This is a genomic window from Alteromonas genovensis (genome assembly GCF_010500895.1).
Classification (GTDB): domain Bacteria; phylum Pseudomonadota; class Gammaproteobacteria; order Enterobacterales; family Alteromonadaceae; genus Alteromonas; species Alteromonas genovensis.
On record NZ_JAAAWO010000010.1, the window covers coordinates 103598 to 118493 of the forward strand.

General features: G+C 44.1%; 9 protein-coding genes and 2 tRNA genes. All 11 read right to left on the minus strand.

Annotated features, from left to right (window positions below; all coding sequences use genetic code 11):
- Window positions 1–67: 67 nt before the first annotated feature.
- Window positions 68–1042, minus strand: a complete 975-nt coding sequence (truB, locus tag GTQ48_RS13355) for a tRNA pseudouridine(55) synthase TruB (RefSeq protein ID WP_163107116.1) — start codon at window positions 1040–1042, stop codon at window positions 68–70.
- Window positions 1043–1444, minus strand: a complete 402-nt coding sequence (gene rbfA, locus GTQ48_RS13360; RefSeq protein WP_163107117.1) for a 30S ribosome-binding factor RbfA — start codon at window positions 1442–1444, stop codon at window positions 1043–1045.
- Between the two features lie 90 nt (window positions 1445–1534).
- Window positions 1535–4117 carry a translation initiation factor IF-2 gene (gene infB, locus GTQ48_RS13365; protein WP_163107118.1) on the minus strand — a complete coding sequence of 861 codons (2583 nt, stop codon included), beginning with the start codon at window positions 4115–4117 and terminating at the stop codon, window positions 1535–1537.
- A gap of 24 nt (window positions 4118–4141) precedes the next feature.
- On the minus strand, window positions 4142–5638 hold the full coding sequence (gene nusA, locus GTQ48_RS13370) for a transcription termination factor NusA (protein WP_032096571.1): 1497 nt from the start codon (window positions 5636–5638) through the stop codon (window positions 4142–4144).
- A 45-nt stretch (window positions 5639–5683) separates the two neighbouring features.
- On the minus strand, window positions 5684–6142 hold the full coding sequence (gene rimP / locus GTQ48_RS13375; protein WP_163107119.1) for a ribosome maturation factor RimP: 459 nt from the start codon (window positions 6140–6142) through the stop codon (window positions 5684–5686).
- A 300-nt stretch (window positions 6143–6442) separates the two neighbouring features.
- Window positions 6443–7444 carry a response regulator gene (locus tag GTQ48_RS13380; RefSeq protein WP_163107120.1) on the minus strand — a complete coding sequence of 334 codons (1002 nt, stop codon included), beginning with the start codon at window positions 7442–7444 and terminating at the stop codon, window positions 6443–6445.
- 12 nt (window positions 7445–7456) lie between these two features.
- On the minus strand, window positions 7457–10789 hold the full coding sequence (locus GTQ48_RS13385) for an MHYT domain-containing protein (protein ID WP_239060126.1): 3333 nt from the start codon (window positions 10787–10789) through the stop codon (window positions 7457–7459).
- Window positions 10790–11298: 509 nt separating this feature from the next.
- A tRNA-Met gene (locus GTQ48_RS13390) sits at window positions 11299–11375 on the minus strand.
- Window positions 11376–11428: 53 nt separating this feature from the next.
- A tRNA-Met gene (locus tag GTQ48_RS13395) sits at window positions 11429–11505 on the minus strand.
- Between the two features lie 193 nt (window positions 11506–11698).
- Window positions 11699–12001, minus strand: a complete 303-nt coding sequence (locus GTQ48_RS13400) for a 4a-hydroxytetrahydrobiopterin dehydratase (RefSeq protein ID WP_032096572.1) — start codon at window positions 11999–12001, stop codon at window positions 11699–11701.
- Between the two features lie 164 nt (window positions 12002–12165).
- Window positions 12166–14886 carry a TonB-dependent receptor plug domain-containing protein gene (locus GTQ48_RS13405; RefSeq protein WP_163107122.1) on the minus strand — a complete coding sequence of 907 codons (2721 nt, stop codon included), beginning with the start codon at window positions 14884–14886 and terminating at the stop codon, window positions 12166–12168.
- Between the last annotated feature and the right edge of the window lie 10 nt (window positions 14887–14896).

A 14896-nucleotide genomic window follows, 5' to 3' on the forward strand; every position in this document is an offset into this window, starting at 1 on the left:
AATGACGCTTGCCCAGTTAGCAAGCCACAAAGGCACTTTCTTTTTATTATTTCTTCTCAACTAATTTTTAAGAAGGATATACCACCCGTCGTTTTGGATTAACGAAGATTTCGTTTTTGGGCTGTCCCTGATCTCGCGGGTCTTTTACCCCCTCGCCTACGCCTAAAAACAACAAATCGTCTGCCTGCTGATGATAAACGCGGTAGGAAACACCAGCGATAAGTTCTGCTTCGCATACACCCCTAACACTTTGACCATGGTCGAAGCGACTGCGTTCTTCATCATTAACAGTAACACGAGGCAAGCGGCTTACTGCTGTATCCATGGGGATAAGAAAGGCATCTAATGCGGCAAAGTTACCCTCATCGAGTGATTCTTGCGTGCTGATAAGGGTATCTAATGACACCATTTTATTCGTTGGATAATCTGCAACTTCAGTGCGATGCAAACGTGTTACATACGCGCCGCAACCTAGATTTTGACCTAAGTCGTCAACAATTGAGCGTATGTAAGTTCCTTTGCTGCACTTTATTCGCATATCCACGTAAGGCAATTCGATGCGCAAAACATCAAGCTCAAAAACCTCAATATCGCGAGGCTCTCTCTCTATTTCAATACCTTGACGGGCGTAGAAATACAAAGGCTTGCCTTGATGTTTGAGCGCGGAAAACATAGAGGGTATTTGCTTGCTTTTACCTAAAAAAGCGAGGCATGCTTCGTTAACCTGTGCATCAGTAACATCAACGGGCTTCTCTTCAACTACTTCGCCATCAGCATCTGAAGTGGTAGTACGAACACCTAATTGAGCGGTAACTTCATAGGTTTTTTCGGCATCGAGCAAGAACTGAGAAAACTTAGTTGCCTCGCCTAAACACAATGGCAACATGCCGCTAGCTAAAGGGTCTAGTGCACCTGTGTGTCCTGCCTTTACTGCCTTATACAACCATCGAACCTTTTGAAGCAGCTGGTTGGATGACCCGCCAAGCGGCTTATCAAGTAGTACTATGCCGTTAATATCACGGCCTTTACGTCGTCTTGCCATTTACTCCGACTCTTGTTCGTCATCAAGGTCGCGCTTTGACTCATCAGTAGCAATGGTTTGAGAAACCAAGTTTGAGATGCGCATACCTTCAATGATCGACCTGTCTTCGAAGAAATGAAGATCAGGCACTGAGCGCATGCGTAGACGCTTCGCTAGAATACTGCGCACAAAGCCTTTAAGTTCTTTAAGTTGCTTAACCTGCTCTTTACCTTCTTCTTCAGTACTGTTGTAGATGGTGACGTAGATTTTCGCGTGTGCTAAATCTCGTGATACCTCAACTTCAGACACAGTGATTAGCGGCATGTCGCCTACTCTGTGCTTGTATTCGTTTTGAAGGATACTCGCTACTTCTTTATGAACTTGCTGAGCGACCCTATCGGTACGTGAAAATTCACGAGCCATTATGAACTCCTTACCCTATTTATAAAAAGCGTATAGACAAAAGCGGGAGCACTCGGCCCCCGCTTTTTAAATGCCAATTAAACCAGGCAATTAAATTTCGCGCTTAACCTCAACGATTTCGAAGACCTCAATTTGGTCACCTACTTTCACATCGTTGTAATTTTTAACGCCGATACCACATTCCATACCGTTACGAACCTCTTGTACGTCGTCTTTAAAGCGACGAAGTGACTCTAGCTCGCCTTCGTATATAACAACGTTTTCACGAAGTACGCGGATTGGATTACTACGCTTAATGTTACCTTCGGTAACCATACACCCTGCAATCGCACCAAGTTTAGGCGATTTGAATACGTCACGTACTTCAGCCAAACCAATGATTTCTTGTTTGAACTCAGGTGCAAGCATACCGCTCATGGCCGCTTTCACTTCGTCGATAAGGCTGTAGATTACGCTGTAATAGCGCAAATCAATTTCTTCCGCTTCAAGCACTTTACGCGCAGATGCGTCGGCACGAACGTTAAAGCCAACAACAATTGCACCAGATGCCGCTGCAAGTGTAGCGTCAGTTTCAGTAATTCCACCAACACCGCTACCAACGATGTTAACTTTTACTTCTGATGTAGAAAGTTTAGTGAGTGATTCAGCAATCGCTTCAACAGAGCCCTGCACATCGGCTTTAAGTACGATGTTCAATTCGCTCACGTCGCCTGATGCCATGTTCGCAAACATGTTTTCAAGTTTCGCTTTTTGCTGACGTGCTAATTTAAGCTCACGCTTCTTCTGATGACGCTTCGCAGCTACTTCACGAGCTTTACGCTCATCTTGCACTACTGCCGCATCTTCACCGGCAACCGGTACACCAGATAAACCAAGTACTTCAACAGGCGTTGATGGACCAGCAAACTTCATCTCTTGTGCATTTTCATCGCGCATTGCACGAACACGACCGTACTCTTCACCACACAACAGGATGTCACCTGGGCGAAGTTGTCCTTCTTGAACCAATACAGACGCTACGGGACCACGGCCTTTATCAAGACGTGATTCAATGACGATACCGCGACATGGACCTTCAGGTACCGCTTTTAAATCAAGCAATTCAGCTTGAAGTACAATAGCTTCTAGTAATTCTTCAACACCCATACCAGTTTTCGCTGATACATTACAGAACTGGTGCTCACCGCCGTATTCTTCTGGAATAACTTCAAGTTGAAGTAGCTCGCTCTTAACGCGATCAGGGTCCGCAGACTCTTTATCCATTTTGTTTACAGCAACAATCAAAGGAACGCCAGCCGCTTTAGCATGCTGAACCGCTTCTTTAGTTTGTGGCATAACACCATCATCGGCAGCAACAACCAAGATAACAATATCAGTCGCCGTTGCACCACGTGCACGCATTGCAGTAAATGCCGCGTGTCCAGGCGTATCTAAGAAAGTAATCTCGCCGTTATCAGTTTCTACTTTGTAGGCACCGATATGCTGAGTAATACCACCGGCTTCTCCGTCTGCTACTTTAGCGCGACGAATGAAATCGAGTAGTGATGTCTTACCATGGTCAACGTGACCCATGATAGTTACTACTGGAGCACGAGTTGTTTTAACACCGTCCATGCCTTCAGCGAGTAATTCATCTTCTAGCGCATTGTCGTTCACTAACTCAAACTTATGCCCCATTTCTTCAACCACTAAAACGGCTGTGTCTTGGTCAAGCACTTGGTTAATGGTTGCCATCTCACCCATTTTCATCATGGCTTTGATAACTTCATTAGACTTAATCGCTAACTTGCTTGCTAATTCACCAACCGTAATAGTAGCGCCAAGTTTAACTACGCGTTCTACAGGTTGTGCGGGCTTGTTAAAGCCTTGCTTAAGGTGTTCACCAGCATGTTTTTTCGACTTGCGACGACGGCGTGATGAACGCTCAACCTGCATGTCTTCTTCGTCTTCTGCTTCTTGAGCATAGCGATTTGAGTGCAAGTGAACTTCTTCAGCTTCCGCTTTTTTACGGCGCTCTTCTTCTTCTTTCCAGCGACGTTCATTTTCTTCAGCTAGTTTACGCGCTTCTTCAGCTGCCTTTTTGGCATCTTCTTCAAGCTTCTTCTGAGACTCTTCTTCTTGAGCCTTACGTAAACGTTCTTCTTCTTGGCGATCTGCTTCTTGCTTCGCTTTTTCAGCTTCAGAAAGCTCCGGCTCGTTTTTCTTACGAGCTTCAGCGTCTTTCTTAGCTTGCTCTGCACGGCGGGCACGCTCTTCGTCAGCCGCTTTCTTCGCTTCTGCTGCTTTACGTGCTTTTTCTTGGGCTGCTTGCTTAGCTTCTGCTGCCGCTTTTTCTTCAGCTTCGCGCTTAATACGCTCTTCTTCCTGACGCTTCGCTTCTTCTTCAACGTCAGTACGTTTAACGTAAGTACGTTTTTTGCGTACTTCAACTTTTACTTCTTTCGACTTTCCAACACTTAATGTACTGGTCGTCTTGCGCTTTAATGTCATGCGCGTGGGCTCTGCTGAGCTACCGTGTTGCTTACTTAAATGATCCAACAGTTTTTGTTTCTCTTCTTCGTTAACTTGACCGCCGGCATTCTTTACAATACCCGCGTCTTTAAATTGGCCAACCAATCGGTCAACGGTCGTACCAATGTCGCTGGCGAGCTTTTCTATAGATACATCTGCCATTACGTAATTATCCCCCTGTTGACCTTACTCTTCTTCACTGAACCAAACGATGTTACGAGCAGCCATTATTAATGCACCTGCAGTTTCGTCGTTAAGTTCATCGATATCATTGATATCATCGGTGCCTTGTTCTGCTAATTCTTCTAGGTCGGTAATACCGCGGCTGGCCAACACATAAGCCACGTGTTTACTCATACCTTCAAGATTTAATAAGGCTTCTGTCGGTTCTGCACCTTCAAGGGACTCTTCATCCGCTAGTGCTCGCGTAGTTAGGAAGGCACGCGCTCTTGTACGCAGTTCTTCAACGGTATCTTCATCTAATCCTTCAACCGCTAAAAGCTCACTTACTGGAACGTAGGCTACCTCTTCTAACGTGGTAAAGCCTTCATCTACTAGTACTGATGCAAAATCTTCATCAATATCAAGACCAGCTGTGAATAGGTTAAGTACCTTCGCGTTTTCTTCTTCGTGTTTCTTGTTGAGATCGTCAACCGTCATCACGTTAAGTTCCCAGCCACTTAGTTGGCTGGCTAGACGTACGTTTTGACCGCTTCTACCAATTGCTTGCGCAAGGTTATCTGCTTCAACTGCTACGTCCATCGTGTTGTTATCTTCATCAACAACAATCGATGCTACCTCGGCAGGCGCCATGGCGTTGATAACAAATTGCGCTGGATTCTCATCCCACAATACGATATCAACACGCTCACCGCCTAGCTCTCCAGATACTGCCTGTACGCGTGAACCACGCATACCAACACACGCACCTACCGGGTCTAAGCGTTTGTCGTTAGTTTTAACGGCAATTTTTGCTCGTGAACCTGGATCCCGTGCTGCAGATTTTATTTCTAGTGTCTCTTCCGCGATTTCTGGTACTTCAAGGCGGAATAATTCAACCAGCATGTCTGGGTGTGTACGGCTAATAAATAGCTGTGCACCACGGGCTTCTGGACGAATAACATAAAGTAGACCACGTACTCTATCACCTGGACGGAATGTCTCTCTTGGGAGCATATCGTCGCGGTAAATAACACCTTCTGCGTTATTACCTAAATCAATAATGATGTTGTCGCGGTTAACTTTCTTAACCGTACCAGTCACTAACTCGCCAACTCTGTCTTCGTACTCAGCAATCATTTGCTGGCGTTCTGCCTCTCGAACTTTTTGTACGATAACTTGTTTTGCCGTCTGCGTAGTTATGCGGTCGAACTTGATGGATTCAATCTGTTCTTCAACATAGTCACCCAATTCTATCTCTGGCTCATCAACCTGAGCCGCTGAAATTGTAATTTCAGCGTATGGGTTTTCTTGTTCTTGGTCATCCGGTGTAACTAACCAGCGACGGAACGTGTCAAAGTCGCCAGACGTTCTGTCGATACTTACACGAACTTCTATTTCGCCTTCATTTTTCTTTTTCGTCGCGCTTGCAATTGCAAACTCCAACGCTTCAAAAATCTTTTCTCTAGGCACTTGTTTTTCATTTGAAACGGCTTCCGCCACTAACAAAATTTCTTTATTCATTTTCGCCTCTCTTTTGCCTTCGTCGATGAAAGCAGAGCTGTTCCGTTAATCGAACGTGGGAACAACGTTACCTTTTTCGATATTCGCCACAGCTAACTGGAACTGTTGGCCATCCACTTCAATACTTACCATGCCGTCTTCGCAAGAAAGTACTTCGCCTTTGAAATTACGTCTGTCGTCCATCGGCATAGACAAACGAACTTGAACCACTTCACCTACAGAAGCCTTGTAATGCTTTTCATTGAAAAGCGGTCTATCCATTCCCGGTGATGACACTTCCAAGTTGTATTCGGTACTGATCGGATCTTCTACGTCTAATATTGCGCTTACTTGATGACTAACATCTGCACAATTATCAACGGAAATACCATTCTCGTGATCAATAAAAACGCGAAGAATAGAATGTTTCCCCGCACGTACAAACTCGACACCAACCAACTCGAATCCAAGTGCTTCAACACCAGGATTTAGCATTTCGGTTAGTTTATCTTCAAGTCTTGCCAATCCAAACCTCCAAAAACGAAAAAAGGGCCATAAGCCCACCTGTCATCACCTAGAAAAACGTTACTTCACTAGGTTTTAATACAACAAAAAGCCCCGGACTAGCGGGGCTTTTTGTTGTAATTCTGAACCCTATACCATCGCGATTAGAAAGCGACATCTATGTGGGTAAAAACACCGTCAGGTGATAGCTTGCTATTAATAAGTGCGTTACTTTCCTAAAAACTTGAGGGAGCCCGCTCTCATTACTTAATCACTGCATTATACGTACAGGTACTGCATTAAGCAACAGCGATACAAAATTTACTCTATTTCTTTAAACGCCTCTTTAATTTCCACTATCTTTGGCAGCATTGCCACAAGTAGATCTACTAGCTTGGGTTCAAAGTGTTTACCTTTCTGACTCTGAATAAATTCTACCGCCTTTTCGATACTCCATGCTTCTTTATAAGGCCGCTTACTTGTCAGCGCGTCAAAAACATCGGCAAGTGCACAGATGCGACCTTCTATAGGAATCTCCTCCCCTTTCAAACCTTTCGGGTAGCCCGTTCCATCCCATTTTTCGTGGTGTGTCATCGAAACGGATTTGGCAACCTTGAATAATAAGGAATCCCCGCAATCACCAATTATTTCTGCGCCAATCTCAGGATGGCGCTGCATATCCTTAAACTCCTCATCCGTCAGCTTTCCTGGTTTCAGCATAATACTGTCAGCAATACCTATTTTTCCGATGTCATGCATCGGGGCTGCGTGAAGGAGCGTCGTGGCTTGCTCCTCAGATAAACCATACGCCAATGCCAACTCTCTTGAAAAATGGCTCATACGCATCACATGCATTCCGGTCTCATTATCTTTATACTCAGCGGCGCGCCCTAGCCGCTGAACTACGTGCAGACGACTTTCCATAAGCGCTTCAGCGCGAACTAGACTTAGATGTGTTTTTACTCGCGCTTTAACCACCGCCGGTGATATAGGTTTGGTAATAAAATCAACAGCCCCCACCTCGAAGCCTTTTGCTTCATCCATATCTTCAGTTAGCGCTGTTACAAAAATAACGGGAATGTGCGTTGTGACTTCATTGCTTTTAAGAGACTCACACACTTCAAAGCCAGTCATTCCTGGCATCATTACATCTAGTAAGATAAGGTCTGGTCTACGCATTGAAGCTATCTCTAGCGCCTCATACCCATCGCGAGCAAACACTAACTGGTACTGCTGCGAAAGAAGTTGTTTGAGAACTCGCAAATTTGCGGGCTCATCGTCAACAAGTAACAAAACCGGATTAGCTATTTTTGTCTCAAGCATAGTCAGCCTCTACTATGATTCTAAATTTGTAAGCAGTTCATCGACGTGTTGTAACGCCGATTTGAAGTCGAAGTTATCAATATGGAACAGTATTTGAACTACAGCATCTTCGTGTGAAGACGCGGCCTCGTTACGCAGAAAAACTAACTCACTCTCATCTATCATGTTTTGAAGCAGGCTTTGCTTTAATTTAACAACATGCTCAGTCAACACTGCATTGTCTGCCAAAATGCTCTCTGCGCTTTTTCCCGTAAGACTGTCTGCCAAAGCGCTACTGTTTGAGCCTTCAGAATAAGTGTGCACATTTTTATTAGCATTACTTAAGGTCGCTATGCAAGAAGCAATATCGTCCAAATCGTGCTTCAACATCGCTAATTGGTGCTTTTCTATTTGCTGATGCTTGAGTGCTTGCGACTCGATAGTTTTAACATGCCGATAGAACGAAGTTAGACATAGATTTCCGGAGGTTCCCTTTAACGCATGTAAAGCAGCAATTGCATCGTTTGAGTGATTGTTTGACACGGCGCGGCCAAGCGCAGTTAACTTATCGCGAGCAAGATTTAGAAATTTGGATAGCTCTAAGAGCACCGTCTTTTCGTCACCCCACACTAAGGTAGCTCGTGCTAAATCAACAATGTCTTGATTATGAGGCACGCCCGTAGTTTGACTGGAGATAACTTTACTTCCCAATAATTCTTTTCCATCTGGCGACTTTGCTTTATCAAATTCTAGTGAAAGTACATCGTTAGTGTCTTCCTCCAGAACTCTCGCAACCTCGTGCATTAGTGCAGCAAAGTCGACAGGTTTGTTCGCAAATCCTTCCATGCCAGCTTGTTTTGCCGCCAATCTATCCTCAACGAGTACGCTAGCGGTGAGTGCTATCATAGGCACATGGACTAATTTGTTGTCCTTTTCGAATTGACGACGCTGTTTTGCTGCGCGAAGTCCGTCTAACTTGGGCATTTGTAGGTCCATAAGCACAATATCAAAATCCTGCTCCTTCATCATTTCCAACGCTTCTTCTCCGTCTTCGGCTGACGTAACCTCATGACCAGCGCGGGTAAGGAACAAAGTAAGAAGCTCAGTATTTTGTTGGACATCATCGGCAACTAAGACTTTTAGAGACCGTCTGATATTCGAATGAGATGAGCGTGAAGATTTTGTCTTTACAGGAGCTTCAACAGGTTCAAGAGGCAAAGAAAAAGTAAAAGATGAACCTTTATTCTCTTCGCTAGAAACGGATATCGAACCTCCCATTAACTCAACAAGCTGTTTTGAGATTGTTGTGCCAAGTCCAGTACCTCCATATTTTCTGCTCATTGAGGCATCTGCTTGAGAAAAAGGGTCGAACACTCTCTCCACTTGCTCTTTTGTCATACCAATGCCGGTATCGGCCACTTCAAAGTAAATATCGTCACTGTGCAGATACACTGAAACAACGACTTCACCTTCGTGGGTAAATTTAACTGCGTTGCCAATGAGGTTGTTAAGCACTTGCCTAATTCGCTCTGGTGCACCGACAAACGTGTCTACTAGCTGGGCATTTAGCGATAAACGCAAGTCAACGTGTTTTCGCTTCGCTTCTAACCAAAACGTGGAAATAACCAGGTCCAGCTCCTCTCGTAAAGAAAACTCTCTGAGTTCAATATCGAGCTTTCCTTTATCGAGTTTGGCACTATCAAGAATGTCGTTGAGTAAATGCAACAGAGACCGAGCAGAGCGATTAATAGTAGTAAGATGCCCCTTCTGGTCTTGGCTTGTAGCCTCAATTAACATCAGGTCACTAAAACCAATTATGGCATTCATGGGCGTACGAATTTCATGGCTCATGTTAGCAAGGAAAGCCGCTCTGGCGGCAGCGGCCTCCTGCGCTTTGTCTCGAGCAGCTTTAAGCGCATTCTCCATATTTTTTCTTGGCGTTATATCTGAAATAAAGCCATCAATATATTCTGCTTCGCCATGCTCATTGTTAACGATTACTCCCTGCTCAATAACCCATTTTACCTCACCACCTTTCGTAATTATTCGATACTCAAGAATGAAAGTCCCCTCGCGTGCTGACTTTTCTTTAATGTATTCACTATCGTCTGGATGATAGAGCGAAGCGAAACATCGCTTGGAGTCAGGTAGCGTAAAATCATCCGCCTCATAACCTGTTAACTCTTTTACCGCGTCGCTTAGAAAAGTCATCTCCTGTTTTGCATTCGCCAGCTTGCGATAGGCCATACCGGGTATGTTGGCGATTAAACTTCTGAATTTAGCCTCACTCTCTCTTAATTTGTTTTCTATTGCTTTTCGCTTTCTCATGTCTGAAGCAAGCGAAACAAAGATGCCTCTCCCATTAATTCGGGTATGGCCAATCCCCGCTCTTACCGGGATCCTCTCTCCACCTTTCCTAACCACCTCGGCCTCAAGCCCTCTGCCAATTGTCCGATCTTCTTCAAAGGAGGTCTTTTTGAAAAAATCTGGACCGTAAAGATGTCGACGTTCCGGTACAAGCAGCTCATTGGCATGCATGCCAACGAGTTCAGAAACCGTGTAACCATAGACATCGCCAGCGGCAGGATTGGCGGTGCGAATTATACCGTCATCACCAAAGGTAATAATGGCATCTACAGCAGTATTAGTGAGAGCACGCTGCACTCGCTCACTTTCAATAGCTCGCGTCATTGTATCTCGATATTTAAACAATAGACTCACGCCTAACGCCGATGCGATGAGCACAGTAGTCACTACCGCGGTGGCGACAGCCAAATATGTTGTGATATTCGGTGGCTGAGAAGTAAGCTCAAACCCAGGTGGGAGTACAAACCGTGCCGCAGCCATACCAGTGTAATGCATACCCGCAATCGCAAGCCCCATAACAACACTGGCCAAAACAATGTGCCGTGAGAGTGCTCGTTTTGATTTGGCGCCAACATTGATGCCAAACTTTATCCATAGTGAGAGCACGGCCAAAACGACTGCAACAACAACAGACAAAAGAAACATAGGCAGGTCGTAACGTAACAACGGCGCCATATCCATCGCAGCCATGCCAATGTAATGCATACAACCAATGCCAGACCCCATCAAAACTCCGCCTTGCACAATTTCAGAAACAGACACTTTCCTCTTTGTTAATAGATGTAGTGCAACCCAAGAGGCCGCTACTCCGGGTAAAGCAGACAGCATTGTTACTGAGATGTCGTAACTTACTGGTGTACAAAGCTCCAAAGCTAGCATGCCTAAGAAATGCATGGACCACACCCCGCCTCCTAAGGCAAAGCTTCCAGTGATGAGCAGAACACTTTTTCTTGCTTTATGTTTAGTTACGGATGCCTGATTGGCTACATTAAAAGCCATGAAGGACGCGAAGACCGCGATAAGCAGAGATAGAAGAATGAGGGGAAAGTTATAAGAACCCTCAAGAAAAGAGGCATTTGTGTCAAAAATGAAAAGTTCTAAGAGAGTCATTAAATAATAAAACCAAAAAATTGCAGCCGATACGTGTGCAAATTAGCACACAATATAATTCTAGCGACGCGTATTAATGAAAACTAGACTAATTGATATTTCAAATAGAGCGGTTTTTAAAAATTCTTCGATGGTTTGGGTGTAATTTAGATGGTTGGCCATAAATATAGATTAGAGCGTTATCTGCGCAAATGAAACATAGTTAATAAACTATAGTATCGTTAATAATCATAGTATAGAGCAAAGCTAAGTCCATATGCTTTGGTGACATTGCAGAAGCAGCACAGTTCATTGAGACTGATGATGTTTTATAGCGGTTAGTGAAGAATGCTAATTCAGAAAGGATGACAGTGTTTCAAATACAAAAAAGCCCCAACAAATGCTGAGGCTTTTTAATGTGGTTGCGGGAGCAGGATTTGAACCTACGACCTTCGGGTTATGAGCCCGACGAGCTACCAGACTGCTCCATCCCGCGTCTGTACAGTAAAATGTGATATTCACATTTTAAAAATTCTGGTATATTTTCTGTGGTTGCGGGAGCAGGATTTGAACCTACGACCTTCGGGTTATGAGCCCGACGAGCTACCAGACTGCTCCATCCCGCGCCAGAAAATATCGGTTGAGATTGCTTGGCTTTTCTTCCTCGCCTCAACGTGGAGCGTATTATACATAGGGACTTTTCTAACACAAGCGTCTAACATCAAAATATTGCATTTTTCTGACTGTTCGCAGGTTTATTGAACAATGTGTGCAAACATAATACAAAATAATACGTTTTATCCGCTTTTACGTCTCTATCTATTTAAACTTTTCCATTTTTTCAGCCAGTGAAAAGTCGAGATCACTCAATCCATCAACATCATGAGTGGTTAATTTTACTTCCACTTTGTTATAAACATTAAACCATTCGGGATGATGCTTAAGCTTTTCTGCCCAAATAGCAATTTGTGACATCCAGCCAAACGCTCGAATAAAACTTTTAAACGAAAACGTCTTTGTTATTGCATCACCGTCTCTCACCCATTTGTCACCATCAACGACCAATTCGTTGAGTGTGATTAATTTAGACTCAATGGCGGCGTCATCTAGTTTCGTTGTCATAGCACTATCTCCTATTGTTTTAGATACTCTAAATAACTCAGCGATAAATTGAAAAGTAAACGCTAATATTAAAATGCCAAGTCTCAGGTATCAGTGGTGATAAATGTTTACAAAAAAGCCGGCATCGAAGCCGGCTTTGCTATTTTTATATAAAAAGCTAATTATTAAAACTCAACAGCAAGCCTTGCATATATTTGACGACCTCTTGGATCGTGAACCTTAGAGTCGAAACCACTGTTTGTGAAAACCTGAGGAGGATTTTCATCAGTTAAATTAATGCCCCCCACTGTTAGTAGGTAAGAAGTTTGAGTGTCAATCAGGGCACTGAGATCTACATTAAATTGAGCATCAAAAGTTACGTGACTTTCAATCTCTTTCAGACCAGCATTGCCGCAGCCCTGTGATATTATTGTTCCGTCCGCGCAGTTTTGGTCATCATCGTAGCTGCTTGTGTAACGCACGAATAGATTGGCACTGTAAGCTTCTTTCCTCCAAGTTAAGCCAAGGTTTGCTCGCAACTCTGGTGAAGATACTCCAATATTCGTAAAGTTTCTTCGACCAACGCCATCAATTTGGCCTGCTTGCGGGTCATCCAAGTCATAGCCCAACACGTAAGTCGCTGATAAGTTTGGTACAAAAGTACCCAATTCAGATTCAATTTTGTAGCTTGTTACAAAGTCAATTCCGTTTGTTTCTAAAGAACTCGCATTCACAAAAGTATTGTTAACTTGCAAAACTGGACCCGTCAATGGGTCCCCCGCACGCACAATGCGTGACGTGTCGGTAGGGTTAAGGTCTAAAAGAGCCTGTGCACTTTCCTGAATAATCAAATCTTCAAACTCAAAATTCCAGTAATCTAACTCTATCGATAAGTCTTTGAATGGTTCAAAGGACACGCCAAAATTGTATGCTGTAGATTCTTCTGGTGTGAGATCTTCATTACCTACGGTGCGAACCGCAGCGAATGCGTTGCCTTGTACCACTGAGTCTGTCAACTGTTGTAAGCTTGTTGCACCGCCGTTCCGCATAAATATTGATGGTGCTCTAAATGAGGTAGAAATAGATCCCCTCAACGAGAGGTCATCAGAAAAACGGTAATTGAACGCTACTTTAGGGTCTACAGTATCGCCAATACTACCGCCATAATTTTCATAACGCAGGGCTAATTGAATATCTAATTGATCATTTACAGGCAAGGCCATTTCAGCGAAGGCCGCCCAAACATCCAATTCACCACTGAAGTCAGGGTTACCAATAACGAATGAAAAGCTGTCCTGATTTGATAATTGATCGTAATCTTGGCTTAGCTCTTCTTCGCGGTACTGCATTCCAACGGCAAGACCAGCGAATCCGCCACCCATTTCAAAAACATCGAATGAAGCGAAACCTTCCAACACTTGCAGTTTCGATTCAGAGTCAATAACTTGATCCGCTGAAAACGAGTCTATGACGTATTGCGAATTTGGTGAGGTAGTAAATGACGTAGCGAAAGGATTGAAGTATTCACAAGACCCTTGACCTGGGACTGAAGATGGGCTGCTTGGATCACAATTTGCTCCACCGAAACCCGATAATGCTAGATTGAACTCCGTGTTCAAGACATCTTCAACGCTGAATAAAAACTCATTTTTTGCGTTGGTGTAACTAATTTCCCAGAAGCCGTTGTCAAGCTCACCTTTAAGGCTAGTATTAAATCGAAATGTTTCTGATTCCGTGTTGGCAGGATCTGCATCAAAACCATTTCCTTCCGCTCGTCCTAAAAACTGGACCGCTGTACCAAACGGGTTATCCGGATGAGTAGCTGGCACTACAGGCCCGCGTAAATTTGGAAAACTTGGTGCTCCACCGCGTTCAGCACGATTACGAGCCATTCCAAATTCCGTGGCCCACATGAGGCTGTCTGACAATTCATAATCAGATTTCACGAATATATTTAGACGACTCTCTTCGGGAACGTAAGAATAACCAGGACCAAAGTCATATTGGCAAGTTCCTAAATCAAGCGAGCCGAAACCAGGGTAAGGAACGGTCGCTGCAATATTTGCATTACCGCCAAATTCTGCACAACCAGTAGGATCAATAACGGGGACGCCTGGAGGAATTCCGGGTACACCAAAATACGAACCTGGATTACCTAAATTACTACTATCGTCTTGTGGACGAGAGAGACGTCTGTCTGACAAGAACAATGGGTCGCGGCTTGTATAACTTACAGCAGCCATCACATTTCCATTATCTGAGCTGGCCCCCCACAATCCTTGCAGTACATACTCAGAATTATCTCCATGCGCCCCATCTTGATAATCTGCTGTAATTTTAGCTCCCTCATAATTACGTTTTGTTATGAAGTTGACTACACCCGCAACAGCATCTGAACCGTAAAGAGCAGACGCACCATCTTTGATAATTTCAACACGATCGATAGCTATCATCGGTACTAAAGAGCTTGTATCAACGAAGTTTAAACCTTCATTAGTTTGTTGAGAGTTGACCACTTGACGTCGACTGTTGAGCATAACCAACGTTGAAGCAACACCCAAACCTCTTAAATTAATGTTTGAGGTTCCCGCCGTCGCATTCTGAGTGAATGCGTCCGGGTTATTTTCGGCACCTGAATTAATAGTAAGGGTTTGTGTGATATCAGCGATATTTTTTGCACCAATCGAGTCGATTGCGACGCTGTCTACCACTGCTAGAGGAGAAGGAGATTCAAAGTTTTCGCTGCGACGAACGAAACTACCAGTAACAAGAATAAGTTCAACATCCCTTTTTGCTTCTTTTTCATTTCCGGTGTCAGCTTCTTGGGCTGTTGCGATCATGGGAGAGCAAAGTAGTGCAGCGCCAACATAAGCAGCAACTGCAGTTTTACGCGTATTCAATTTCATAGTGTGATTC